Here is a 23,261-nt window from a genome sequence, read left to right as displayed (position 1 = left end):
TCTGTTGGAAACATCAATTTCTGTAAAAACTTGGCTTGCAATTGGGGAGGAGTCCCTATATGACTCGACGCGATTTCGTAAAGCCTGCATTTTCACTACGCAAAAAACGCTCCGTGAAAACACATGCACTACCGCTTCTGGTGACTACTCGACTCCTGTCTCGCAGCGAATGATAAGGGGCGAATGAGAATTCGCCCCTCAATTTCATCCCCTTGAACGGATATAACAGCGCGTATAACTAAGCCTTTAAAAACCGCAGCGCGCCATTTTCAACATCGACTTTTATCGTATCGCCGGCGCCAAAATTACCGGTCAGTATTTCCTGGGCCAGCGGATTTTCAAGCTGATGCTGAATGGCGCGTTTTAAAGGTCTTGCCCCATACACGGGATCAAACCCGGCCTCGCCCAACACATCCAGCGCTTCGTCGGTAATTTCAAAGCCGATTTCCCGGTCCTGCAAACGCTTGCGCAGATATTCAATCTGAATGGCCGAGATGGCTCTGATCTGGCTGCGTCCCAACGGGTGGAAAACCACGGCTTCGTCAATCCGGTTAATAAACTCGGGCCGAAAATGCAAGCCGACAATGTCCATGACCGCGGCTTTCATGGCCTCATAATTGGCCTCGCCTGATAATTCCTGAATGCGATCCGAGCCCAGATTTGAGGTCATCACTATGACTGTATTTCTAAAATCAACCGTTCTGCCCTGGCCATCGGTTAAACGGCCGTCATCCAGCACTTGCAACAGTACATTAAACACATCATGGTGAGCTTTTTCAATTTCATCCATTAAAATAACGGAATACGGTTTACGTCTGACCGCTTCGGTTAAATAGCCCCCTTCTTCGTAGCCGACATACCCGGGGGGCGCGCCAATGAGCCTGGCGACGGAATGTTTTTCCATAAATTCCGACATATCAATGCGCACCATCGCCTCCGCTGTATCAAACAGAAATTCAGCCAGAGCCTTGCACAATTCAGTCTTGCCCACGCCGGTCGGGCCGAGAAACAAAAATGAACCATTGGGCCGGTTAGGATCGGATAAACCGGCTCTGGAGCGCCGTATGGCGTTACTGACAGCCTTGAGCGCTTCGTCCTGCCCGACCACCCGCTTGCGTAACTGCTCTTCCATGCACAATAATTTATCACGCTCGCCTTCCATCATTTTGGATACCGGAATACCCGTCCATTTCGAAACCACTTCAGCGATTTCTTCTTCAGTGACTTTATGGCGCAGCAAGGACATTTTTTGCGATTCAGGCGCCGCAACCGAGTTCAGTTGTTTCTCAAGTGACGGAATAATGCCGTACTGCAGTTCCGCCATTCGGCTTAAATCACCGCCGCGGCTAGCCGCTTCCAGCTCGGTTCTGGCCTGCTCCAGCTTTTCCTTGATGGAGGCCGAACCTTGCAGGCCGGCTTTCTCCGCTTTCCAGGTTTCTTCCAGATCAGAATATTCATTTTCTAATTCTGCAATCTCCTCTTCCAGTATCTCAAGGCGTTTTCTCGAGGCGGCATCGGATTCTTTTTTAAGCGCCACCTGTTCGATTTTTAATTGAATCAGGCGCCTGTCCAGCCTGTCCATCACTTCCGGCTTGGAATCGATTTCCATACGAATACGGCTGGCCGCTTCATCAATCAGGTCAATCGCTTTATCCGGCAGCCGCCGGTCCGAAATATACCGGTAGGAAAGACCGGCCGCAGCAACGATGGCAGGGTCGGTGATTTCAACTTTATGATGAACTTCGTATTTCTCCTTCAAGCCTCGCAGAATGGCAATGGTATCTTCAACCGAAGGCTCGTCAACCAGCACCTTCTGAAAACGGCGTTCCAAAGCCGCATCTTTTTCGACGTATTTCCGGTATTCGTCCAGCGTGGTCGCACCTACGCAATGCAATTCGCCGCGCGCCAGCGCCGGCTTCAGCATATTGCCCGCATCCATTGCGCCTTCGGCCTTGCCAGCCCCTACCATCGTATGCAGCTCGTCAATAAACAGAATTACCTGCCCTTCCTGTTTGGCAAGGTCATTTAACACCGCTTTAAGGCGTTCTTCAAACTCCCCGCGATACTTGGCGCCGGCAATCAACGCCGCCATATCCAGCGCTAAAACCTGCTTATTCTTGATGCCTTCGGGAACTTCGCCATTAACAATGCGCTGCGCCAGACCTTCCACAATCGCCGTCTTGCCTACGCCCGGCTCGCCGATTAATACCGGGTTGTTTTTGGTACGGCGCTGCAGCACCTGTATAGTCCGGCGAATTTCATCATCGCGGCCGATCACAGGATCAAGCTTGCCGCTTTCCGCCCGCTCGGTCAGATTTATAGTGTATTTTTTCAAGGCCTGGCGCTGATCCTCGGCATTGGGATCATCGACGGTCTGACCGCTGCGCATATTATCAATCGCTTTTTCTACCGCGGCTTTGCTGATGCCGGCTTTTTTAAGCATATCCTGTAAGGTGCTTCTTTCCTCAAAAGCCGCTAATAAAAACAGCTCGCTGGAAATAAATTTATCATTTCGCTTTTGCGCCAGTTTATCGGTGACATTTAACAGTCTGACTAATTCATTGGAAAACTGTACGTCGCCGCCTGAACCCGTTACTGTGGCGATACGAGTCAGTTCTTTATTGAGCTCTGTCCGCAGAGCTTGCGTATTAACTCCCATTTGAGCAAGTAAAGGTTTGACGCTGCCGCCTTCCTGATCCAGTAGCGCCATCATTAAATGGGTGGGCTCTATGAATTGGTGGTCTTTGCCCAAAGCCAGGCTTTGCGCATCAGCCAGTGCCGATTGAAACTTGCTGGTTAATTTATCCATCCGCATGCTGTTTACCTCATTAAAGGAATTTATAAGTTATACCTAGCATGAGGGGTAAACCGACGATTTTCAACCCGGTCATTTACTTATTAATGATTTATTTAGCTGCCATCTCGATCGCGCCGGCTGCCGTAAGCTTTGATCGGCCCAAGCGACTTCTTTTGGACGGTTCAGTAGTTACCTTCGAAGCTCCCGGTCAAGCTCCAGGCGCGATTACAGCCATTTCGCCAGGGCTTTAGCAGCTGCCGGATGGGGGTCAGGCAGGGCCAGCTCGATTTGCGATTGCTCCATGCGGACTGCCCGGATCTTCATGACCGCGCAGTGATTAAGTAAAATCTGGTGACACCGAATAAGCGGCCTAACCCCGCTCCCCACAGACCAAGCCAGGCATGAAATCGGCGCAGCTATTTCAGCCAGTTACTACGCTTGGGTTGTCGGTACGGACGTCCCTCCAGGTTTTCGAAGCGAGAGATCATCTTGAACTCCCATTTACATCAAACATCTGCCCAAAGGTGCAGCAGGTTCAGATAACATCACACCAGCGAAACGATTTCAGGGTACTCGGGGTCACGACTTCGTAGGCTCTGAATAGACGCATCGAGCTGGAAAAGAAGACACCGCTAAGCGATATCGCGCACCATGCTCTGCACCCAGAATACTCCTGCATCTCTATGGCCGCTGGTAATTACCTCTACCCGGTGCAAGCTCACCGGCAGTGACACGGCCATCTACAAATCGGGCTTGAGTGAAGGTCTCGCGCATAAGCGAGCTCCTCAGCCGTCAATACATTTTTCAATTGCAAGCAGCATGTTTCTCCTTTCTTCTTTCGTAACGTGATATTCGGTAGCGCTGAGCTTGGTTAGCAACCCAGTCCATAGGGTTTAAAATCCATCTTTGTTGATAACAGCTGCGAGCTAACGGTGGACGGATAACCTGCCGGCTTTTATTGTTATGGCCAGACGTGCCAGCGGGTAGACATCCCTGCCATCATGTGGTCGTTGACATGGCAGTGCAACAGCCACTCGCCGGGCGAGCGGGGAACCATGGTGACCGAGGTCATGCTGGCGGGCAGCACTTCGACCACGTCGGTCCGGCGTCCATGATCGAGCACCGTCTGCCCATGCCAATGTACGGTATGGTTGTCTACCTCATTCCCCAGAGCGACAAGGTGCCAGCGTACATGCTTGCCCATGCCGGTTTCATAGCCCGTAAGATTGCCGAAAATGCGGCCGTTGATGGAGTGTTTCAGTCCTTTTTCCTTGTCTTTCTCTTCGTTAAAAATCATGAACAGGGAGGTGAATTCCTGATCTACGTCTTTAGGCGCAGGATCGGTCTCAGAACGCTCCATGCCTTTGCGGGTAACGACAAGAGTACCGATCAGGCCAAGGTTAATTTCTTCCTCCGCCATGACATGGGAGTGATAGAGCCAGACAATGGAGGAGGGATCATTCGGTCCGGGACCTGCGTCTTTATCCACAACCCAGGTGTAGGTAAAGGACTCATTAGGCTGCACAATCGCCCCGGCGCCGTCCATGTTTGCTCCTTCATTGTCCTTGTCGTAAAGCATGCCGTGCGGATGCATGGAAAGCGGCCGGTCGCTTTTATTCAGAAAATTGACCTTGATGGTATCACCTACCACAGCTTGCAGCTGCGGACCTAATACTCCCATCCATTCCGGCTGCGGCAGAAGCGTCGACCTGCTGCCGTCAGTGTAGCCGATATAGCGGTATTTGTTGTATATCAGTTTTTTCCCCATACGCCTAGCCCGTCTTCCGCATTGATCAGGTTCTGACCGGAGGGTGCATAGTTCCAGGGTATTTTTTCCGCCGTTATCCAATATTCTCTTACCGCCGATTGCGCTGGAGATAAGACCCCTATACCTGTTACCAGAATCATCATGACGAAAATTTTATATATAACGATATTCATGTTTTTCTCCGATGTGTATTGATTATTTTTACCAGGGAAATACTAAGAAGCGATTATTTCTAGTATTTACTGGCAGCGTTATTTGCCCCGAAAGCGGCGTCTCCGGCAAGGCTTGTATTGGTCTGACCGGACTCATAATAGACCTTGTCCAGAAGATTGAAGACATTTGTCTGGATATCGAAGTATTTCCGGTGATACGCAACAGTAGCGTTGAGACGGGCATAGCCGGGCAAAGCAACTTCATTGAATGTATCGCTGAAACCTGAGCTCGCCATAGATACGCCGCCTCCGATTTCCCATTCCGGAGTGATAAGGTAACTGGCCCAGCCCACGCCGCTGTTCTCCGGCACATTCACAGAAATCTTGCCTTCAAGCGATTTGGATATTCCCCTTACCAATCCCGTTGCCCGGTTATTCGGTTTAGTCACTTCAGCATCAAGATAAGCGCAGGTGGCTGAAAGACTCCAGGCAGGCAGTAAATCTGCGGCCAGTCCGAATTCAAAAACCGTCGGTTCGCTGCTCCCCGGCCAGAATATTCCGGGTCGGATCGGCAGGATTGGTGGTTCCCGCATTGGTTTTTTCCAGACGGCACAGCGCCCCGGTTGCACCAAACCCGCCATCAAAAAGATCCACTTTGGCACCGGCTTCCAGATTCTGGCTTTGCTCAGGTTTAAGGTTGGCGTTATTAGCGGCGAGAAAAAAAGTTTCTGCGGAAGGATTAAAGGAAGTCCATAGCTAAAATAGTATGATGCCAGTATTAAGTTGTAGCTTTCACTCCTGATAAAAATAATTTCCAAACCACCTTTTAAGAACCAAAATCCAGGCATTTACAATCCACGGCATGAATATAGCCGTGCTCGATAAGTAGAGCCAAGGCCTTCGATGAAATTGCGATGTGTAGCAGGTTATTTACCATATCAAGGCCTCAACCAAATTCTTTTTTACAAATAATTATGAGTGGCATTTTTATGTCACGCTAGATTAATCGCCCTAACGCCAAAATTTATATAGCTAATTTTTTTTTACTGAAAATAAAAGGCGCAACTCAAGTCAGCCTATAGGTCAAATTATTAGATTTAGCTTTGTTGTTTAATATACAATCAAGCTGTATTAAGGAGAGTGAATGTTTATTTTAATAAACCTGTTTGTTAAACAATTATTCAAGAGTTTTCTAAACCTTGTCCCTATTCTCGCCGTGGTTTTGCTTTTCCAGATTTTTATTGTTCGGCAACCTATTCCTGATGTTGCCAATTTAATCATTGGCACTCTTTTTGTTATTCTGGGTCTTACTTTGTTTACTCAAGGCCTGGAACAAAGCCTGTTCCCCATTGGCGATTCAATGGCGTATGCTTTTGCCCGTAAAGGCAGTTTGTTCTGGCTGCTCGTTTTCGCCTTTTGTTTGGGGTTCGGCACGACGATTGCCGAGCCCGCTCTGATAGCGGTTGCCGATGAGGCGGCGTCCATTGCCGCTCAAGGCGATATGATTGAACACACGGCTCTAGCTCAGGAGCATTATTCCCTGGGGCTGCGTCTAACGATTGCGTTGTCTGTGGGAGTTGCCATTGTCATAGGCGTATTAAGAATTATCCGCGGCTGGTCTCTGCCTTATTTGATTATCGGCGGTTATTGCGGGGTCGTTACAATGTCGTTTTTTGCGCCTTCCGAAATTATCGGGCTGGCATTTGATTCCGGAGGGGTTACGACCTCGACGATTACCGTACCCTTGGTGACCGCGCTCGGCGTTGGCTTGGCCAGCGCCATTAAAGGCCGCAATCCGATAACCGACGGTTTTGGCCTGATTGCTTTCGCGTCATTGACACCGATAATTTTCGTCATGGTATACGGCATGCTGATATGATTGAATATCTGAATCATTTTGCACAAACACTGCTGGCAACTTGCCGCAATGTCTTGCCTATTGCCGGCATTATTATGGGTTTTCAATTACTGGTTATTCGCAAGCCCTTGCCTTATCCTAAAAACACGTTGATCGGTTTTCTGTACGTGCTGCTGGGCATTGCATTTTTTCTGGAAGGGCTCAATATGGCGTTGTTCCCGTTGGGAAACTTAATGGCAGACCAGCTAACCTCATCCGAATTTCTGGGCATAAACTCGCAGCACTCCATGAACTGGCAATCTTACTGCTGGGTTTATGTTTTTGCCGCTTGTATCGGTTTTGCCACAGCCTTGGCCGAACCGTCATTACTGGCTGTAGCCCTTAAGGCCGAAGATATATCGGCGGGCGCTATCAGTGCCTGGGGATTGCGACTGACAGTGTCCGTCGGCGTCGCTTTTGGTCTTGCCTTAGGCACCTTCAGGATTGTAACGGGAACCGAACTTTATTTATATATCGGGATCAGTTATTTGATTGTTATTGTTCAAACGTTGTTTGCGCCCAACATAATTATCGGACTGGCCTTTGATTCGGGAGGCGTTACGACATCCACCGTCACCGTGCCGTTAGTCACTGCGATGGGCTTGGGCTTGGCCTCTAATGTGCCGGGACGCAATCCATTACTGGACGGTTTCGGCCTGATCGCTTTTGCTTGCCTGTTCCCCATTATTGCCGTTCTTGGCTATGCCAAACTAGCCGAATGGCGTAGCAAGGACCGCTTTTCATCCAAACCCTGAGGAAATTCATGCGTTTTAAATTAATTATTGCATTTGTTGAAGATAATAAAACCGATCTGGTTCTCGACACTGCTCGTAAAGAAGGAGCAAAAGGCGCGACTGTTATCAGTAATGCCCGCGGCGAGGGGCTGAAGCAATCCAAGACCTTTTTTGGACTGACCCTGGAAACCCAACGCGATGTCTTGCTGTTTCTGGTTGAAGAACATTTAAGCCGACATATCCTGGAGAACATCGCTCATGTTGCACAATTCGACTCTACGCCGGGCATCGGCATCGCTTTTCAACTTGATGTTGAAGACGCCATCGGCGTCATGCATCAGGTTGAAGAATTAACCCAGGAACTTGAGGACAGAATATGATCGATACTCCCCTACTAATACGTGTCCGAGAGGTTATGAAAACCGATTTCGGCACCATTGACGGCATTGCCACCATCAGTGAAGCACTGAAAAAAATGAAGTCGCTTAAAACCTCTGTGCTCATTGTTAACAAACGCCATGAGAATGATGAATATGGCATGATTAATTGCGGCGATATTGCCCGCCATGTGCTGGCAAAAGATCGTGCGCCGGACCGGGTTAATGTCTATGAAATTATGAATAAGCCGGTGATTTCGGTGCCTCCAGACATGGATATACGCTATTGTTCGCGTTTATTTGCCAACTATAACCTGGTCAGAGCACCGGTAATTGAAAACAGACAGGTTATAGGAGTGGTAAGCCCGAATTCCCTGGTTCTGGATGGACTATACAGAACTTTTCAATAATGAAATTCTGAGGCCAATAACATTACAATTTCACCAGGCAGAGTGTAAATAGTGAACGAAAGCGAGCCCCGGGATCAGAAGGTTGGCATCTGTCGATATTATAATTCTTTGTTACCTTAAGTTTTTATTTCAGGAGTTATTAAAATGGCAACAGGCACTGTAAAATGGTTTAATAATACCAAAGGTTTTGGTTTTATTGAGCTTTCCGAAGGTAGCGAAGATGTTTTCGTTCATCATTCCGCTATTCAGGGAGAAGGTTTTAAAACGCTGTCGCCAGGCCAGACAGTTATTTTTGACATAGAAACAAGTCCAAAAGGTTTAACTGCCGCCAACGTTTATCCAAAATAACCCCCATTCAAGGCGTACCTGACCTTCAGGCCGAGGTCAGTTGAGCAAGGAGCTTCGACTAACGTAACTGATCATACATTTTTAATTATGATGCTAGGGGATGACTTTAGTCACCTGCCGATTAAGGTCATCTTCTAGCCCATCCAGAACAGGGGCTCTTAACTTCCTCACCTGATTTCAGCCGGAGTGAATTAACACTGCCTGAACTTACAAGGAGCCTGCCATAGTTCTGTTTTCCGGCCAGCTATTTTAACGGCTGCACTCTATCTTAACGGGCGCCCTTTGGCATCTTTATCCAGATGCCCCGCCAGAATCAGTACGCCTTCGACAAATCCCCAGAGCAAACCATATCCGGCCGTTGCCAGGGTCACCGCCAACTGGGCAAGGGCGATTCCATAATAGCCCAAATAAAGCCGATGCATTCCCGCGCCTCCCAACAACAAACCCAGTATGCCCGCTACATATTTGTATTTAACAGCTTTCGGCTTATTCACTATAACGCCCGCCAGACAAACTTTCTTAGCTACAGCATCGGCAGCGTCAAAGCTTACTTCATCGCCCGGATCGGGCGGAACTTCAACTGTCCAGTCAGTTAAATGAAAATCATAAAACTTGTCCCCGCTTTTTATAACGCCGGTCTGGATGTCAGGATTATAACTTTCAATTTGGCCAATCATGTTTCTTTACCTTTGAATAGAGTGGAAGATAATTTTAATTTTAATTAATAAAATCGCCTTGCCTGTTTAGACCTCGCTCCAATCAATAGCTTCATTCCCAAAGGCATGTTTTCTTGCTGCTTGAACCTGCTGGATATTTATCCGTATACCGGGCAGCTTGAAAGCGACAATTAACTCTCCGGCAAACGTACCGCCACAACATCACAGGTGGCGCGATGCAATACGCCGTTTGCAGTCGAACCGAGCAGCAAAGCCAAGCCATGGCGGCCATGCGAACCCACTACAATTAAATCAACTTTGTTTTCCTGAGCAATTCTGACTATTTCCAGTTTGGGGCTGCCCAGCTCAATCAATTGCGACTGTTCAGGAACCTTGAGATCTTCACCCAGTTTAGCCAATCTTTTTTTTGCCGCTTTCATCATCTCGGCCGTTAAATCCATATCATAGGGAACAACGGAGCCGTATGCCGGATCAGTAAGAGGCAAACTCTCCAGAACATGAAGAATGCTCAGCTTTGCCTGGTATTTATCCGCCAGATCCTTAGCTCTTGCGGCGACCGCTTCTCCATGACTGAAGAAGTCCGCCGCCAATAATATATGTTTATAGTTTTCCATCATTTCTCCTATTCAGTTCCGGCAATCTCAGGAAATAACAAAACCATTACCCGATAAGAGCCCAGTATGTATAAAAACGCCAAGCCTAAACTAAAAACCAATTTCTGTCCCAACGCATGACGAATAATATGGCCGGTAACCGCCCAGTGCCAGATAATTAATCCAAGAACTACCATAAACGCCAGCCAGCCGCCCCGGCCTATTTCCATAGAGGCTATGCTGGGCAAAGCAAAAAAACTGATTATTGCATCGGTGCCTAGCAACGCGCAGGTAGCCTGATTAAACCTCTGCAGCTGTTGAACCACATATAACATGCTCCAGCTAAATCCAACCACCAGTAATACTTCCACCCCAACCTGTAATAAGGCATTAAGCCATTGGGTACCGATACTTAACATTAAAAATCTGATGATCACATACATAGCTATTAATAGCCGCAATAACCAGGAAGAATGCGGTAAATCCTGAGGCCCTCTTCTAAACAGGCAAATATCGAATAATAACTTGATGATTTCAAACATTGTTATTTGTCCGGCCGATTGGCGCTCTCTTACGGTAATAGAAATTCCGCTCCACAATTTGTATTTATAACCAAACTAATACCTTGTGTTGTTAATTATTTAACTTCGGCAAGCTTCTCCTCAGCCTCTATCCAGTCTAGATCAGCCTCTGCCAATGCTTTATCTACCCGGGCTTTTCGCTCCACCAGCATTTTTAAACGCTCTTTTTCAGATTCGGCATAAATCGAAGGATCAGCCAATTGATGTTCCAGTTGCCGTTGTTCATTATGAAATTTTTCAACGGCAATCTCTGCTTTTTTTACAGCATCCAGCAGAGGCTTATTTTTCTGCCGGCGTTCGGCCTCCAATTTTCGCTGGTCTTTGCGGGAAAGGGCCGGCGCAATGTCATCAAGCTTTTTTTCTTCGCCTTTTTTCTGCTCTGCCAGCCAGGAACGGTAATCTTCAAGATCACCCTCAAAAGGCTTTACCTGTCCGTCTGCAACCAATAATAAGGTATCAGTAACCGAGCGTAATAAATAACGATCATGGGAAATGACGACCAAAGCACCGTCATATTCCTGTAATGCCACACTCAAGGCATGACGCATTTCCAGATCCAGATGATTGGTCGGCTCATCAAGCAGCAAGAGATTGGGATTCTGATAAACCAGCAGCGCCAATACCAGGCGAGCCTTTTCACCGCCGGAAAAAGGTTTGACAGCCTGTAAAACCTTGTCGCCCTGAAAATCAAAACCACCCAGAAAATTGCGCAAATCTTTCTCGGACGCCTGAGCATCCAGCTTTTGCAGATGCCATAACGGGCTTTCATCAAGCCGCAATTGTTCGAGTTGATGCTGGGCAAAATAACCGATTTTCAGGGCTTCCGCTGCCTGTCTTGTGCCCGATAACGGCTGCATATCCCCGGCCAATACTTTAATCAGGCTGGATTTGCCGGCGCCATTCGGCCCCAATAAACCGATACGGTCACCCGGCGATATAGATAATCCGGCCTGTTGAATGACCCGGGTTTGGCCATAGCCGATATCGGCTTTTTTTAAAGTTAATAACGGATTGGGCATTTTATCCGGCTTGGCAAAGCTGAAATCAAACGGAGAATCCACATGCGCCTGGGCAATCAATTCCATTCTTTGCAATGCTTTTATCCGGCTTTGCGCCTGTTTGGCCTTGGTCGCCTGGGCTTTAAAGCGGTCGACGAAGCCTTGAATGTGGGCGATTTCCCGTTGCTGCTTCTGGTAGGCTGACTGCTGCTGAGCCAGTTTTTCCGCGCGCATTTTTTCAAATGCCGAATAATTGCCGGTATATATTTCAGCTCTGTTTTGCTCAATATTAACAATATGATCGGTAATACTGTCCAGAAAGTCCCGATCGTGGGAAATCAGCAATAATGTACCGGAATACCTGCATAACCAGTCCTGAAGCCAGATAACGGCATCCATGTCCAGATGGTTGGTGGGCTCATCAAGCAATAATACATCGGATCGGCACATCAAAGCCTGCGCCAGATTAAGGCGCATGCGCCAGCCGCCGGAAAATGAATTGACTGGCTTTTGCTGCTGATCCGCAGTAAATCCTAAACCGCTCATTAACCTGGAAGCTCGGGCCGGTGCAGTGTAAGCGCCAATGCCTTCCATGGCGGCATGCAATTCCGCCTGTTTTAAACCGTTGTCGGCCTGCTCGGCACTTACCAGTTGACTCTGAAGTCGTCTTAATTCCTGATCGCCATCCATAATATAATCGATAGCGGAACAGGCGGAGGCCGGCGTTTCCTGGGCAACGTGAGCAATTTCCAGACCCGGCGTCATGGAAAAATCTCCGGCATCCGGATGCAGTTCATTTTTTACCAGGGCAAACAAACTGGATTTACCTGCGCCATTAGCGCCGGTAAATCCCGCTTTCTGGCCTTTATGAATCGTGAACGAGGCATTATCGAACAGCAGCCGCGAACCGCGGCGCAACGCTATATTTTTAAAATTCAGCATAAAATAAAAAGTGCAGAATGTAAGCTAGAAAGCGCAACGGCCTTAGCCTGACGCCTTTCGCGATCTGCCTTATCCAAACCTCTCGATCATTTTTTCGGCCTGCTCGGCAAACTTTTCAAGATTGCCTTTTTTTACCGTATCCACAGGAATCACCAGCGCCGTATTTAAATTGATATAGATATAGACATAGCGCTTGCCATATTCCACCCGGAGCAAATCTTCCCAGGCCATTTTATGTTTACCGCTCGGTGATTTTTCAAATAGATAATTGGGATTGCCAGGATCTATACTTAATGTATAAGTGCCGAACATGTTTTTCTTTTCTTTGTCGGTATAATTCTTAAGTATTTGCCGGCGCAGATCCAGCATCATTATTTTGGGAGATAGCAGCGCCCATAGCATGGCTATAACGATAATATAGGCCGACGACTTCATATTACCGTAATAGAAATAATAAAAAGCGCCAATAAGGGCCATGACTCCCGGCACAATCCAGCGGTTCTTTTTTATATTGTTCTGGATTTCTTCAGACCGCTTAAACTGTATTTCATTAAAATGAATTAAATCTTCTTCGCGGAACTCGTATTCGATTTCAAGCATTTTCTTGTTCTTTGTCAGTTAAAAAATTTCTAATGCAATTTTATTTTTTTGTAGGCGCTGTGCCTGAATAGATTAGAAAGCGTTAGCATTATCGTTCTTAAGCCATGTATGGCTATTTGATGCATCTTGTACAAGGAAAGATAAACCACCCTGGCGATAAATCCGCCAATACTTACCGAACCCATCTGGTAGCCCATCAAATTACCGTCAGTAGTATATTTATCCCGTGAAACCAGTGATCCGTCATCATAATAAACATAGCTTACCGGCGCTTCGCCTTTTAAACGCCGGATATTTGATGTGTATAAAGCCGAGGCCTGCTGATGAGCCGCTTGCGCTCTTGGAAGCACATTCCCGTGACGGCCAAGCCACATGCAGGCGGCGCAGCAGCCCATTGCAAAAATATTATCATTACCGGTTTTTAAGGTCTCGTCCACTACCAGCTGATGGAGATGATTGGTTTGCAGCCCATCCAGCCGCTTCATCCATTCAGGCGCTTTAACGCCCGCCGCCCCCGCCGACAATCACTATGTTATATTTTTTGTTATTGCTGTCAGCCATTGTTATTCGCTTAAAAAATCAGCTGCGGTATGCCAAATTAAACCAAAATTATTACTTTCGGGTGGTCAGATTATTGATCCGGTCTCTATATGAAACCGTTCGCCTCGTATCGAATGGCCAAGCCATGAAAGGGCTTCCTTTTTAATTTTTCATACTATAACATTATACAGCTTCAATCTTCTGCCAGATTTCGCTAAGCCTTTATTTCCATCTGACAAGGGCATTAAAGAGGGTTAATCATTAAATTATTCTGCTGAAACCCGGCAGCTAGCCAAAAGGGGTTTTCAAAACTGCCCATCATCATTGAAGCCCAGTGAAGTATTGATTGGTGGAAAGCGTTTTTACGCTTATTCGAGGCTTCCGCCTGAATAAAAAGTATGCCAGCGCTGTTCAGCTCTCTTGCCGATATGGACATGTTCCTCTCTGGCTAGACGTAACGCTGTCCGGCCGGTTCCGTGCAGGCTATAATGGTAAGGTAAATCAGGATTATACTGCTGCCAAACCTCGTTCTATCATTCCGTTATGGTAGTATTTATTCAGATCAATACCATAGTCCTCCGCCCTGACATTTTTCCTGATTCTATAGCCATGCCCGCTCGCATCCAAATCCATTTTGGACAAATCAATCATTCGTTCAGGCCTGGTTTTTTTATCCTCATCCAGCAATAAAATAATTTTGGGTTTGATTTTCTGCTTCTGATTGACTTCAACAACTATCGCGACTTCCCCATTATCCATTTCAACAATGCTGCCGGGAGGATAAATACCGAGACATTCAATGAATTTATAGGTAAGTCCTGAATCAAGGTGAGCTCCGCATAGCTTGGTCATGATGTTAATCGCCTCAAGATGGGTTCGGCCCTGCTGGTAAACGCGATCGCTGGTAATGGCATCGTACATATCGACAATAGCCACTATGCGGGTATAGGGAGTAATCTGTTCGGCAGTTAATTTTCTGGGATACCCTGTTCCATCCAGCCGCTCATGATGACTGTAGGCGACATCTACGGCGCCCCCGTACATGCCGCGGCTTGACATTAACAATTGCCAGCCCAGCTGCGGATGGCTTTGCATGATTTTTAATTCATCAGGATCGAGTTTCCCGGGCTTGTTTAAAACTTCCAGCGGCACCCGCATTTTTCCCATGTCGTGCATCATGCCGCATAAACCGACATTATTAAGTTCCTTTTCGGGAAGATTTATCTGTCTGCCCAGGGCAATAGCCAAAATGCAGACATTCATACTGTGTTGGGAGGTATACAAGTCCCGGTTTTTTAACTGAGTCATCCATAACAGGGCATCCGGCGCATGAAGAATGCTATCCACACAGGCGGCCACGGCTTTTTTGGCTATTTCGACATTGATGCTCTTGCCTAACTGCACCTCCTGCATAAAACTTCTAACCAGATCACTGGTTTCCTGATAAACATAGCCGGCCCGCACAATCTCCTTTTCAAAAGTGGAAAGCGGCTTTGGTGGAACCCGTTTATCCAGCCACTCTTTATTAAACGAGATTTTTCTTGTTACTCTGGCCGGTGATTTGTTTTGTCTGGCGACATCAATATAAACAAATTTACAGTGCTGCTTGACTGCATGAATGTCCGCCTGACTTTTTAACTCAAACCCCTGAAATAAAAAACTGGTTTCCAGCCAGGGTTTATCGAGTCTGGAGACATACATACCGATTTTCAGATCCTTGACATCAATCTGCATCATGGTATTTGATAAAGCTGGAAATTCATTATCATCCATAGGGCTTTTACTCCTCTTTGAAAAGTTTTGCCTACCTTAAAATGGTCATACATATCCTGTAAAAAAGCCGAATTACCCTCTCCTACATCCAGCCTATTGCCCAGGCCTCTACTTCTTCACGCCTTTCACAACTAGTATAGTCCCGTCAGGTACGGCTGCTTTAAACGCAGGAGCCTTTTGACGATTTTCCCTCCGTTGAAAGGATCTCAATCTGAAAAAGCAGGCGGGCTTGCTCTGATAAAACCGGCCCGCCATAGTCATGAATGCTGATAAGCGCCAGAAAACCAAAACCTGATGCGCCTGCTCCTGACAAATCCCCTCTTACTAGTGGCGGCGCCCAGCAGGCCATGATTTGCACCACGCATACAGGTGGTTGAGTAATTTTATTATCCTGTTTATTTTATACATTTATTTCGTGTATTATGGATATCTATTTAACATTAATTTGGAGTATCTTAATGAGTACGCGTATGAACATAACTCTCTCGGATGATTTAAGCCGGGAAATTGACCGGGCGGCCATGGAATCGGAAACCAATAAAAGCGAGATTCTTCGCAAGGCATTAACGCTCTACCTTGCGATGTATGAAGGCAAGAAAAGAGGCCGCAAAGTCGGCCTTGTCGATCCGGAAACGCAAAAACTGGAAACCGAGATTATTGGCCTGTGAGTTCAATTGACCTCAATTCGCCCCCGCCCGGGCATGAATTCAGTGTTTCTGTTGAGCGTATGGAAACGGATGGTGAACGCCGGGTTCGCTTGTTTAAGGAGATTGTGCTCTTCGTCATGACACTTGTGTTTGTGTCGCTGATCGGCTGGCTTTGTTTCCACACGCTGGACTCAGCAGAATCTTCGCCCGATGCCAAAAGAGGGGCGCAATCTGTACTTTCCGCAGCGGCGGGTGGACTGATCGGGTACTTGATTAAAAAATAGCTACCGTTTAAGGAGGCGGTATCTGTTGCGCCATAAAGTCCCTGATTGCTTTATCAAGAAGCGAGGCGGCGGATGTCTGGCTGAATGGAATATTATCAGGGGCCATATCATCGGCTATATAAAATAAGGTCATTGGTTTTCTGGCGCTGAGCAGCAGATTAAGCGAATCCTGAATCTGGTGGGAAATCGGGTTGGCAATGAAGTTATCTTCATACAATAAAACAAATGCCGCCATATCCGCCCGGCTAGCGCCCCGGAATAAATTAACCGGAATTTCCGGCTGCCCTGGCAATACCATTAAACCTTTATTGCTAAAATCTTTGGCGTAGGATAAGGCAAGTTCAGGATGATGATAAAGGCGTTTGTGATCATAGGAACGCGCCGCGAACAGTCGAATTGAATGGCCCTGTTCATCTTTATAGATGCGTTCAAACCAGTCCTGGCTGCCAAACGTATCTTCACCCCAGCCGGGCTTTCGATTTGACGGTAAAGAGCTAAAGTTGCCCAATACCGGCTTTATTTTTTGTACCGACCTGCCATCGTTTTTAATCAATCCCAGATAGCTATGAATAATGGTTGGTATCAGCGCCAGCAGCAGCAGGATCGCCACCGGAAGCGCATAGCGGCTTGATATCATTGTTTGTTGCCGGCGGCCGGCATTGACTCAGGCGGATTCCGCCCCAGAAAGAAGATAATGGGCAAGGCAATCATAAAAGTCAGCAAACCTGATAGTTCATGGGCTGAAGTCGCAAGCACATCTAGGCCAAACCAGTTCACCAGCAGGGTAAGAATTAATACCCGGATTATATTAACGCCGACCGCAAGCGGGACTGCAATGAGCAGCACCAGTATTCTGCGGCGCATGTCATGGCAAAAATAAGCGGTCAGTACGGCAATAGTCACAGCGGCATAAAGCGTCGCAAAGCCGCTGCAGGCGTCGGCCACCATTAATGAGCCATTTTCAACCTGAAGCAGGGTGCCTGTAGAAAATACCGGCACGCCGAATAATTTGAGCAGCCAGGTCACGCTCCGGGTGGCGATATGCCGAAGGGCAAGGTGTATGGATTCTGTAAAAACCAGCGGAATGGGCAAGGTAAGGAACAACGTAGCCAGAGGAAAAAGAATGGCTTTAGTTCGCTCCGCGCCAAAAAACAGTAACGAAAGACCCGGTAGAGACAATAACAGCGCAGCGGCCGAAAGAAGCTGGGAATGTATGCCGGTATCAAGCATATGCATCATCAAGGCCGGAATAAGCACGGCAAATCCCCAGGCATTGGAACTGGGCGGCGCATATTTCAGCTTGTGCAATTCTTCCCGGATAAAATAAAGTACCAGGGCGGTAACAAGAATCCCATGGCCATTCTGCCACACGCTCATCGTCCAGCGCTCCCAAAGCCACAAAAAATCCGGGGCGAATAAAACCACAAGCGCCGCCGACACCAGCCAGAGCAGCCAGCGCTGGCGAGTTGACGGGCGTATAGCAGATTTAAAGTAGGGATTTGTCCAGGTATTGGTATTCATTCGGAAGTATCACCTTACAGTCAGGGTGTTTTAAACTGAACCTCAGCCCGGGTTTAAACAGCCGATCTGCATGCAGATTGAGTCAGTAATGATTTAAAGCTAGGGTCATCTACTCATTAACATGAATCTGGTATTTTTCAAACAATGCATAAAGTGTAGGACGGGTTACTCCAAGCAGCTTTGCCGTATTGGAAATATTATTGTTGGAATAGGTCAAGGCTCTTTTTATAGCCAATGTTTCTGCTTCTTCCCGAACCTCTTTCAGATTAAACGGTATTGAAACCTCGCCATCCTCTTTCTCCAGTTCCAGATCGTCAAAGCTTATGCTGGTACCGTCGGTCATAATGACCGCGCGTTTGATTTTGTTTTCAAGCTCCCGGATATTGCCAGGCCAGGGATAATTTTCTATAGCTCTGGCGGCACCCTTACTGAATCCTTTGACTTTTTTATTGTTTAACTCGCAAAAGCGTTTCAGGAAAGCCGTGCCAATCATAAGGATATCGCCTTGTCTTTCCCGCAAAGGAGGAATATTAATCGTTATTTCACTAAGCCGGTAGTATAAATCCTGCCTGAATCTGCCTTCGTCGATTAAGGCTTGCAGGTTCTGGTGAGTAGCGCAAATAATGCGCACATCGACAGCTATTTCTTTTCTGCCGCCAAGCCGTTCTATAACTCTTTCCTGAATAAAACGCAATAGCTTGGCTTGCAATGGAACGGGAAGATCCCCGATTTCATCGAGAAAAAAAGTGCCGGTATGGGCATATTCGATTTTTCCCCGGGTTTGCTGCGCGGCGCCGGTAAAAGCCCCTTTTTCATAGCCGAATAATTCACTTTCCAGCAGATTCTCAGGAATCGCAGCACAGTTTATAGCCACAAAGGGTTTGCCGGAACGGTCGCTTAAGCCATGAATCGCCTTGGCCAGCACTTCCTTGCCGGTGCCGCTTTCGCCCAATAACAAGGTGGTGACATTGGTAGGGGCCACTTTTTCCACCATGCGGGTAAGCTCCTGCATCTTTTTGCAGGCCCCGACAATACCCGCCAACGGTTCTGCACTGTGTTTTTGCAGCCTCAGGTATTCCTTCTCCAGTCCGTCGAGCTGAAAGGCGCGCTCAATAATCATGGCAAGAATATCAATATCGACGGGTTTTTGATAAAAATCATAGGCGCCCAAAGCCACAGCTTTAACGGCATTTTCACGGTCGTCATTCCCGGTTACTACGATGACCTTGGCAGAAGGAGCCAGCGCCAGAATTTCCTTGAGCGTCTCAAGTCCTTCGCTGGCATTAGCCGGATCCGGAGGCAAGCCCAGATCCAGGGTCATAACGCAGGGGCTGTAACGCCTTAACGCTGTAATCGCTTCGACCCTATTGCCTGCAATTACAATTTGGTAGTCCTCAAAACTCCATTTCAATTGTTTTTGCAGTCCAGGATCGTCTTCTACAATAAGTAAAATTTTCTTGTCGTCCAACTTCTTACCTTTTTATTATCTTATTGAATACTTGCAACATTTTAAAAGGCTGCTTATATCTTACAGTCAAGAATTAAGAATAGCAGTTATTGGATTTTCCTGAAAATTTTGAATATTGATTTTTTAGATTTAGGCAGGCTGCAGACGTTTAGGGAAAGAGCCGGTTCGAATCCTCTTTTTCCGGCATTATTTATTTTATATCCGGCTAGAAACCGGCCACGCTGCGGAAAAATCGGAACCGCAAGATAGGATAAACCATTTAGCGAAGGTAAGGGCGAAAAGATCGGTAAAAAATACTACTTAATTTATAGGGCAAGCATTGCTGCTTTTCAGTCCGGTTACCGGACAGGTCGTGTAGCCTGCTGAGTTATTGTTCAAGTACCAGGGCAACCTCCTCGCAACTGATAATATTTTTATTACTTTTAAGAATATAATTAGCCAATTTAGTAACTGCTTTCCAGTTTGAATTATCGTTTATAAATTTAAAAGCTGATTTAAACAAATCATCCAGCTTCGTGACCTGATAGTCTTTGCAGGCAGAAAGACTTTGTAAATACTCATTGGCCAACGCAAGATCAGAAGTGCCGCCATAATTTTTCAGGGCTTTAAGGCTGATCAGATGCTGATTAAAAGCTTCATTATCCGTAGCAGCCATATACCTGGCCTCGGCTAATGGGCCGATAAGCAAATTTATAATATCTGTCTCAAAGGCTGTCATGAAATCTTCTACTAACTGAACCATTGAGGCATTATGTTCAGTAAGTTTATGCACCAGGCCTTCAACAGAAGGAGGTAAGGATTCAATCAGGCGCCCGCCTTCAACCTTGGCAATACAATCGCCCTGGCTTACCTGATAGACAGTTACATCGTAATCTTTCTCGCTTTTTATATCCTTAAAAATGATCTGAAAAAAAACCGGTGGAAGATTATTGGCCTTATTATTTAAATAAATGGCGGCGGCATGACCAGCCTCATGAAAAGCAATGCATTGCCTGTGTTCTTTTATTTTATCCTGCAAGGGAATAGCGGTAACCGCGCTACGTTTCATATTAATACCTCCCTATTAAAGCAATTAATAATTCTGATTAAAACTAATGATTAAACTTCTATAAACCATTGGAAATAGTGATTGCCAACTGCCTTTTCAGCTTTCAAGCCAGGCTTCCAGCACATGAGCGCGGCAAAGCCTTTTTTCAGGGCTTTGAAACAAGCGCATTCGGCAGTCATTTTTTGGAATTTTTCAGCATCCCTGCTCCCATTCCTGGCAATGGGAATTAACTTATTTACAGCTTTCATTTTCTCTCTTCTCTTCGCCTTTAAAAGTAGCGTTTATACGAGCATTTTTTATATATTTTTTTATATACAAAATATAGGATTTATTTTATCTACAAAATACAATATTGCTTATTCGTATAAATACTTAGGTATCTGGTATTTCAACTGCGCGGCCTCCCTGTACACGGATTCGTTCTAGGCAGGATATTATGGCATTAACTGCCGGAATATTTCCGAAGCTGGCGATACCGGCGGACTGTATAAATAACCCTGGCCTTCATCACAACCTAAATCCTGCAGCTGTTTTTGCTGGCCTTCAGATTCAATCCCTTCGGCAATAACCTGTAAATGCATACTATGACCCAAGGCAATTATCGCGCGGACAATATCTTCATCATGGCTATTATTCCCCATATTCTTTACAAAAGAACTGTCGATTTTCAGTTTTTTAACAGGCGTGCTTTTTAATTTAGTAAATGAAAAACAGCCCATGCCGAAATCATCAATCGTCATGTCTATTCCTGCTGCGCCCAGCTGGCTAAAGGACTTGGCGCTTTGCTCGGAATTGTCCATGAGACTGCTTTCGGTAATTTGCAGCTCCAGACAGCCCGGCTCAAGTCTGCTCATGCGTAATATCCGCTCAATGGCCGCGGCAAAATCGCAATGCAGAAATTGCGCTGCCGATACATTGACTACCATCTTTTTTATTGACAGGCCTTCGTCCAGCCAGCGCCGCATCTGCAGACAGGCCGTTTGCAAAACCCATTCACCCAGAGGCACCATGAACCCGCTTTTCTCAGCCAGGGGAATAAACTGCAAAGGCCCTATCTGGCCCAGGGTAGAATGTTGCCAGCGCACCAGGGCTTCGACGCCGGCCAGTTTTCCGGTTTTCAGGCAAATTCGCGGCTGGTAATATAAAAGCAATTCATTGCGGTCTATAGACTGCTTCAATAAATTGTCCGTCGCCATTTTCTCGAAAGCATCCGTGGTCAGTCCGGAACTATAATATTGAAAATTATTCCGTCCTTTCTTTTTAGCCCGATACATTGCCGCATCGGCATTTTTAATCAACGTATCCCCATCCCGGCCATCCCTCGGAAACAGGCTGATGCCCACACTGGCTGATATTTGCAGCCGCTGCTGTTTGATATAAAACGGCAGCTCAAACGCATCAATCAGTTTTTGTGCCAGCGAAGCAGGACTCGCGGCATCGGGAACATCTTCCATGCACACAATGAATTCATCGCCGGAATAACGCGATACGGTATCTTCCTTTCTGACCAGGCTTTTAATACGCCTGGCTACTTCCCTTAATAAACTGTCGCCCGCAGCATGGCCGTGGATATCATTTATATTTTTAAACCGGTCAAGATCAAGAAATAAAACAGCGACTTGTGAATTAGCCCGCTGCGCATTTTGCAAAGCATGATCAATGCGGTCTTTCAACAGCATCCGGTTAGGCAATTTTGTCAGCGGATCATGATAGGCAAGAAAGCCCAGCCGATCCTCAACTTTCTTCAGTTGAGTTATATCTATAAACATATAGACAAAATGGGTCAGGCGCCCGTGTGAATCTTTTACCTCGCTAACCGTTATCCACGAAGGAAAATCAGGGCCGTATTTGCGCCGCTGCCATACCTCGCCTTGCCAGCTATCTTTTGCCGAGCGGTCATCTCCCGAGCCATCATATATTTTTATAGTATCTTTTATTTTTATAGTATCTTTGCTGGCATGAAGAAAATCGGCATGCTTGCCGGCAACCTCCCGCTGGGTAAAGCCCGTGATAGCCGTAAAAGCGCCGTTAACGGAAATAATTTTTCGATTTTTATCGGTAACGAACAGGCTTTCACCAGTATTGTTAACAATAACGGAAGCCAGATTCAAGGTGGCTTCGTTGAGTTTCCATCGGCTAATATCGGTCATGATCATCAGTATTTGCTCGGGTTGCGGCTGATTGGGCTTAAAAATCGGGACTGAGGTGGTGTTCACCCAGCAATAACTTTTTTTCCCGGCATTAAATAAACCCATAATGACATTTTCTACCGGTTTTCCCGAGCGCAAAGCCAGCATCATAGGTTGTTGCTCATGCGGGAATACCGAACCATCTTCGCGGATAATTTTAGGGCAGGAAGACGTCAGGCGACGGCCTTTGATATTCTGCATCGAAACACCCAGCATATGCTCGGCGGACTGATTGACAGACACAACACTACCTGTTGGATCTAGATAAATAATGCCCTGGTCGGTAGTGTCAAATAAGGAAATAAATTTTGCTTCGCTGAAATGCAAGGTTTCAAGGAGCCGGGTTTGATTCGTTATCTGCTGCATGGAAAATACCGAATCAATATCCACAGCCGGCGCCTTAAGTTTTTTGGCCATGATATTTCCTCTAGTTCGTTACAAAACCTCAGAATTGAGGTTTTAACGCCGCCCGATGAATATAAAAGGGCTTGAGACGCGTATGATTTTGCTTTTAAATTCTTTAAAAGCAAAATCATAGCAGTTCAGTTTTTAAGCCGGACTGGTAGGGCTGTGAGCGATTTACCCCATAAAAGTTTATTTATTCTTTTCCATCACCCTGCCCGGAAGGACCTCCGACGAACCGGCCAAGGAGAATTCCTTCCGGTGCATTACTGCAAACTTGAAAGGTGCTATCAAACTCCAACCTATACACGACGAAATGATTTCATTTCGTTATTAAAAGAATGCGAGTTTTTCTTGGTTTTGGTTTTTATTACTTTGTAGTATTCAAAATCGACATCCATAAACTGCTTTTCTTTCAGTTCAATGTCAATTCCGTCAATTTTAAGCGGTTTATCACTTCTATTTGAGGCAGCCATTTCTCTCTCTCCGAATTTAATAGTCAAAATCAATTGTAC

The 23,261-nt window shown here is 46.5% G+C and carries 24 protein-coding genes and 2 pseudogenes; 7 read left to right on the top strand and 19 right to left on the bottom strand.

The window, feature by feature from the left end; translation table 11 throughout:
- Positions 1 to 238: 238 nt before the first annotated feature.
- The 5 genes and pseudogenes from clpB to HUX64_RS20175 form a co-directional block, all read right to left on the bottom strand.
- Positions 239 to 2,815: an ATP-dependent chaperone ClpB gene (clpB, locus tag HUX64_RS16295; protein WP_174627263.1), complete on the bottom strand. Its 2,577-nt coding sequence runs from the start codon at positions 2,813 to 2,815 to the stop codon at positions 239 to 241.
- Between the two features lie 527 nt (positions 2,816 to 3,342).
- Positions 3,343 to 3,417: pseudogene (locus HUX64_RS20530) on the bottom strand (hypothetical protein); the annotation flags it as partial.
- 341 nt (positions 3,418 to 3,758) lie between these two features.
- Positions 3,759 to 4,646 carry a multicopper oxidase domain-containing protein gene (locus HUX64_RS16285; protein WP_217426577.1) on the bottom strand — a complete coding sequence of 296 codons (888 nt, stop codon included), beginning with the start codon at positions 4,644 to 4,646 and terminating at the stop codon, positions 3,759 to 3,761.
- A gap of 151 nt (positions 4,647 to 4,797) precedes the next feature.
- Positions 4,798 to 5,310 (bottom strand): TonB-dependent receptor domain-containing protein, encoded by a 513-nt coding sequence (locus HUX64_RS16280; protein WP_281355345.1) that lies wholly within the window; start codon positions 5,308 to 5,310, stop codon positions 4,798 to 4,800.
- Positions 5,237 to 5,404: pseudogene (locus HUX64_RS20175) on the bottom strand (hypothetical protein); the annotation flags it as partial. The gene HUX64_RS16280 and the pseudogene HUX64_RS20175, both read right to left, overlap by 74 nt.
- A gap of 457 nt (positions 5,405 to 5,861) precedes the next feature.
- Between HUX64_RS20175 and HUX64_RS16275 the strand changes: the two are divergent.
- From HUX64_RS16275 to HUX64_RS16255, 5 genes are all read left to right on the top strand, one after another.
- A complete protein-coding gene (locus HUX64_RS16275; RefSeq protein WP_174627262.1) occupies positions 5,862 to 6,596 on the top strand; it encodes a DUF1538 domain-containing protein in 735 nt (244 codons plus the stop codon).
- Complete coding sequence (locus HUX64_RS16270; RefSeq protein ID WP_174627261.1) at positions 6,593 to 7,369, top strand: DUF1538 domain-containing protein; 777 nt, start codon at positions 6,593 to 6,595, stop codon at positions 7,367 to 7,369. Before HUX64_RS16275 ends, HUX64_RS16270 begins: the two co-directional genes overlap by 4 nt.
- A gap of 8 nt (positions 7,370 to 7,377) precedes the next feature.
- Positions 7,378 to 7,728 (top strand): P-II family nitrogen regulator, encoded by a 351-nt coding sequence (locus HUX64_RS16265; protein ID WP_174627260.1) that lies wholly within the window; start codon positions 7,378 to 7,380, stop codon positions 7,726 to 7,728.
- The gene (locus HUX64_RS16260) at positions 7,725 to 8,135 is read left to right on the top strand and encodes a CBS domain-containing protein (RefSeq protein WP_174627259.1); all 411 of its coding nucleotides are present in this window, start codon (positions 7,725 to 7,727) and stop codon (positions 8,133 to 8,135) included. Before HUX64_RS16265 ends, HUX64_RS16260 begins: the two co-directional genes overlap by 4 nt.
- 144 nt (positions 8,136 to 8,279) lie before the next feature.
- Positions 8,280 to 8,483, top strand: a complete 204-nt coding sequence (locus tag HUX64_RS16255; protein WP_174627258.1) for a cold-shock protein — start codon at positions 8,280 to 8,282, stop codon at positions 8,481 to 8,483.
- 263 nt (positions 8,484 to 8,746) lie between these two features.
- On the opposite strand, the gene HUX64_RS16250 is transcribed toward HUX64_RS16255, so the two are convergent.
- The 7 genes from HUX64_RS16250 to HUX64_RS16220 all read right to left on the bottom strand — a co-directional run bounded on the left by HUX64_RS16250 (position 8,747) and on the right by HUX64_RS16220 (position 15,187).
- Entirely contained in the window at positions 8,747 to 9,160 is a 414-nt protein-coding gene (locus HUX64_RS16250) for an NINE protein (protein WP_174627257.1), read from the bottom strand.
- Between the two features lie 170 nt (positions 9,161 to 9,330).
- Entirely contained in the window at positions 9,331 to 9,774 is a 444-nt protein-coding gene (locus tag HUX64_RS16245) for a universal stress protein (protein ID WP_174627272.1), read from the bottom strand.
- A gap of 8 nt (positions 9,775 to 9,782) precedes the next feature.
- Positions 9,783 to 10,295, bottom strand: a complete 513-nt coding sequence (locus HUX64_RS16240; protein ID WP_174627256.1) for a hypothetical protein — start codon at positions 10,293 to 10,295, stop codon at positions 9,783 to 9,785.
- 95 nt (positions 10,296 to 10,390) lie between these two features.
- Positions 10,391 to 12,274 (bottom strand): ATP-binding cassette domain-containing protein, encoded by a 1,884-nt coding sequence (locus HUX64_RS16235; protein ID WP_174627255.1) that lies wholly within the window; start codon positions 12,272 to 12,274, stop codon positions 10,391 to 10,393.
- 69 nt (positions 12,275 to 12,343) lie between these two features.
- Complete coding sequence (locus tag HUX64_RS16230) at positions 12,344 to 12,874, bottom strand: YcxB family protein (protein WP_174627254.1); 531 nt, start codon at positions 12,872 to 12,874, stop codon at positions 12,344 to 12,346.
- A gap of 29 nt (positions 12,875 to 12,903) precedes the next feature.
- Positions 12,904 to 13,398, bottom strand: coding sequence for an NAD(P)/FAD-dependent oxidoreductase (locus HUX64_RS16225; RefSeq protein ID WP_343034415.1), 495 nt, complete (start codon positions 13,396 to 13,398; stop codon positions 12,904 to 12,906).
- A gap of 523 nt (positions 13,399 to 13,921) precedes the next feature.
- Positions 13,922 to 15,187, bottom strand: coding sequence for an HD-GYP domain-containing protein (locus tag HUX64_RS16220; RefSeq protein ID WP_246247079.1), 1,266 nt, complete (start codon positions 15,185 to 15,187; stop codon positions 13,922 to 13,924).
- Positions 15,188 to 15,645: 458 nt separating this feature from the next.
- Between HUX64_RS16220 and HUX64_RS16215 the strand changes: the two genes are divergently transcribed.
- The gene (locus HUX64_RS16215; protein WP_174627253.1) at positions 15,646 to 15,855 is read left to right on the top strand and encodes a ribbon-helix-helix domain-containing protein; all 210 of its coding nucleotides are present in this window, start codon (positions 15,646 to 15,648) and stop codon (positions 15,853 to 15,855) included.
- Positions 15,852 to 16,118 (top strand): hypothetical protein, encoded by a 267-nt coding sequence (locus HUX64_RS16210; RefSeq protein ID WP_174627252.1) that lies wholly within the window; start codon positions 15,852 to 15,854, stop codon positions 16,116 to 16,118. The genes HUX64_RS16215 and HUX64_RS16210 overlap by 4 nt, the downstream gene beginning before the upstream one ends.
- Positions 16,119 to 16,125: 7 nt before the next feature.
- On the opposite strand, the gene HUX64_RS16205 is transcribed toward HUX64_RS16210, so the two are convergent.
- The 7 genes from HUX64_RS16205 to HUX64_RS16175 all read right to left on the bottom strand — a co-directional run bounded on the left by HUX64_RS16205 (position 16,126) and on the right by HUX64_RS16175 (position 23,222).
- Positions 16,126 to 16,755, bottom strand: coding sequence for a hypothetical protein (locus HUX64_RS16205; RefSeq protein WP_174627251.1), 630 nt, complete (start codon positions 16,753 to 16,755; stop codon positions 16,126 to 16,128).
- Complete coding sequence (locus HUX64_RS16200; RefSeq protein ID WP_246247078.1) at positions 16,752 to 17,639, bottom strand: exosortase/archaeosortase family protein; 888 nt, start codon at positions 17,637 to 17,639, stop codon at positions 16,752 to 16,754. The genes HUX64_RS16205 and HUX64_RS16200 overlap by 4 nt, the downstream gene beginning before the upstream one ends.
- A gap of 109 nt (positions 17,640 to 17,748) precedes the next feature.
- The gene (gene prsR, locus HUX64_RS16195; protein WP_174627250.1) at positions 17,749 to 19,107 is read right to left on the bottom strand and encodes a PEP-CTERM-box response regulator transcription factor; all 1,359 of its coding nucleotides are present in this window, start codon (positions 19,105 to 19,107) and stop codon (positions 17,749 to 17,751) included.
- Between the two features lie 367 nt (positions 19,108 to 19,474).
- Positions 19,475 to 20,155, bottom strand: a complete 681-nt coding sequence (locus HUX64_RS16190; protein WP_174627249.1) for a hypothetical protein — start codon at positions 20,153 to 20,155, stop codon at positions 19,475 to 19,477.
- A gap of 50 nt (positions 20,156 to 20,205) precedes the next feature.
- Entirely contained in the window at positions 20,206 to 20,403 is a 198-nt protein-coding gene (locus HUX64_RS16185) for a DUF2934 domain-containing protein (protein ID WP_174627248.1), read from the bottom strand.
- Between the two features lie 186 nt (positions 20,404 to 20,589).
- Positions 20,590 to 22,761, bottom strand: coding sequence for a sensor domain-containing protein (locus tag HUX64_RS16180; RefSeq protein WP_174627247.1), 2,172 nt, complete (start codon positions 22,759 to 22,761; stop codon positions 20,590 to 20,592).
- A 287-nt stretch (positions 22,762 to 23,048) separates the two neighbouring features.
- On the bottom strand, positions 23,049 to 23,222 hold the full coding sequence (locus HUX64_RS16175) for a hypothetical protein (RefSeq protein ID WP_174627246.1): 174 nt from the start codon (positions 23,220 to 23,222) through the stop codon (positions 23,049 to 23,051).
- Positions 23,223 to 23,261 lie beyond the last annotated feature (39 nt).

The sequence above is a fragment of the Candidatus Methylobacter favarea genome (genome assembly GCF_902806695.1).
Lineage (GTDB): Bacteria > Pseudomonadota > Gammaproteobacteria > Methylococcales > Methylomonadaceae > Methylobacter_B > Methylobacter_B favarea.
The sequence above is the reverse complement of the archived record's forward strand: the minus strand, read 5'-3'. Positions and strand labels throughout refer to the sequence as shown.

What these genes read in the sequence shown, in the direction of transcription:
- HUX64_RS16205 (WP_174627251.1), bottom strand. Translation starts at nt 16,755, where the DNA reads ATGATATCAAGCCGCTATGCGCTTCCGGTGGCGATCCTGCTGCTGCTG.
- HUX64_RS16190 (WP_174627249.1), bottom strand. Translation starts at nt 20,155, where the DNA reads ATGAAACGTAGCGCGGTTACCGCTATTCCCTTGCAGGATAAAATAAAA.
- HUX64_RS16175 (WP_174627246.1), bottom strand. Translation starts at nt 23,222, where the DNA reads ATGGCTGCCTCAAATAGAAGTGATAAACCGCTTAAAATTGACGGAATT.
- HUX64_RS16245 (WP_174627272.1), bottom strand. Translation starts at nt 9,774, where the DNA reads ATGGAAAACTATAAACATATATTATTGGCGGCGGACTTCTTCAGTCAT.
- HUX64_RS16270 (WP_174627261.1), top strand. Translation starts at nt 6,593, where the DNA reads ATGATTGAATATCTGAATCATTTTGCACAAACACTGCTGGCAACTTGC.
- HUX64_RS16255 (WP_174627258.1), top strand. Translation starts at nt 8,280, where the DNA reads ATGGCAACAGGCACTGTAAAATGGTTTAATAATACCAAAGGTTTTGGT.
- HUX64_RS16260 (WP_174627259.1), top strand. Translation starts at nt 7,725, where the DNA reads ATGATCGATACTCCCCTACTAATACGTGTCCGAGAGGTTATGAAAACC.
- HUX64_RS16200 (WP_246247078.1), bottom strand. Translation starts at nt 17,639, where the DNA reads ATGAATACCAATACCTGGACAAATCCCTACTTTAAATCTGCTATACGC.
- HUX64_RS16280 (WP_281355345.1), bottom strand. Translation starts at nt 5,310, where the DNA reads ATGCGGGAACCACCAATCCTGCCGATCCGACCCGGAATATTCTGGCCG.
- HUX64_RS16275 (WP_174627262.1), top strand. Translation starts at nt 5,862, where the DNA reads ATGTTTATTTTAATAAACCTGTTTGTTAAACAATTATTCAAGAGTTTT.
- clpB (WP_174627263.1), bottom strand. Translation starts at nt 2,815, where the DNA reads ATGCGGATGGATAAATTAACCAGCAAGTTTCAATCGGCACTGGCTGAT.
- HUX64_RS16240 (WP_174627256.1), bottom strand. Translation starts at nt 10,295, where the DNA reads ATGTTTGAAATCATCAAGTTATTATTCGATATTTGCCTGTTTAGAAGA.
- HUX64_RS16235 (WP_174627255.1), bottom strand. Translation starts at nt 12,274, where the DNA reads ATGCTGAATTTTAAAAATATAGCGTTGCGCCGCGGTTCGCGGCTGCTG.
- HUX64_RS16215 (WP_174627253.1), top strand. Translation starts at nt 15,646, where the DNA reads ATGAGTACGCGTATGAACATAACTCTCTCGGATGATTTAAGCCGGGAA.
- HUX64_RS16185 (WP_174627248.1), bottom strand. Translation starts at nt 20,403, where the DNA reads ATGAAAGCTGTAAATAAGTTAATTCCCATTGCCAGGAATGGGAGCAGG.
- HUX64_RS16230 (WP_174627254.1), bottom strand. Translation starts at nt 12,874, where the DNA reads ATGCTTGAAATCGAATACGAGTTCCGCGAAGAAGATTTAATTCATTTT.
- HUX64_RS16250 (WP_174627257.1), bottom strand. Translation starts at nt 9,160, where the DNA reads ATGATTGGCCAAATTGAAAGTTATAATCCTGACATCCAGACCGGCGTT.
- HUX64_RS16265 (WP_174627260.1), top strand. Translation starts at nt 7,378, where the DNA reads ATGCGTTTTAAATTAATTATTGCATTTGTTGAAGATAATAAAACCGAT.
- HUX64_RS16220 (WP_246247079.1), bottom strand. Translation starts at nt 15,187, where the DNA reads ATGGATGATAATGAATTTCCAGCTTTATCAAATACCATGATGCAGATT.
- HUX64_RS16180 (WP_174627247.1), bottom strand. Translation starts at nt 22,761, where the DNA reads ATGGCCAAAAAACTTAAGGCGCCGGCTGTGGATATTGATTCGGTATTT.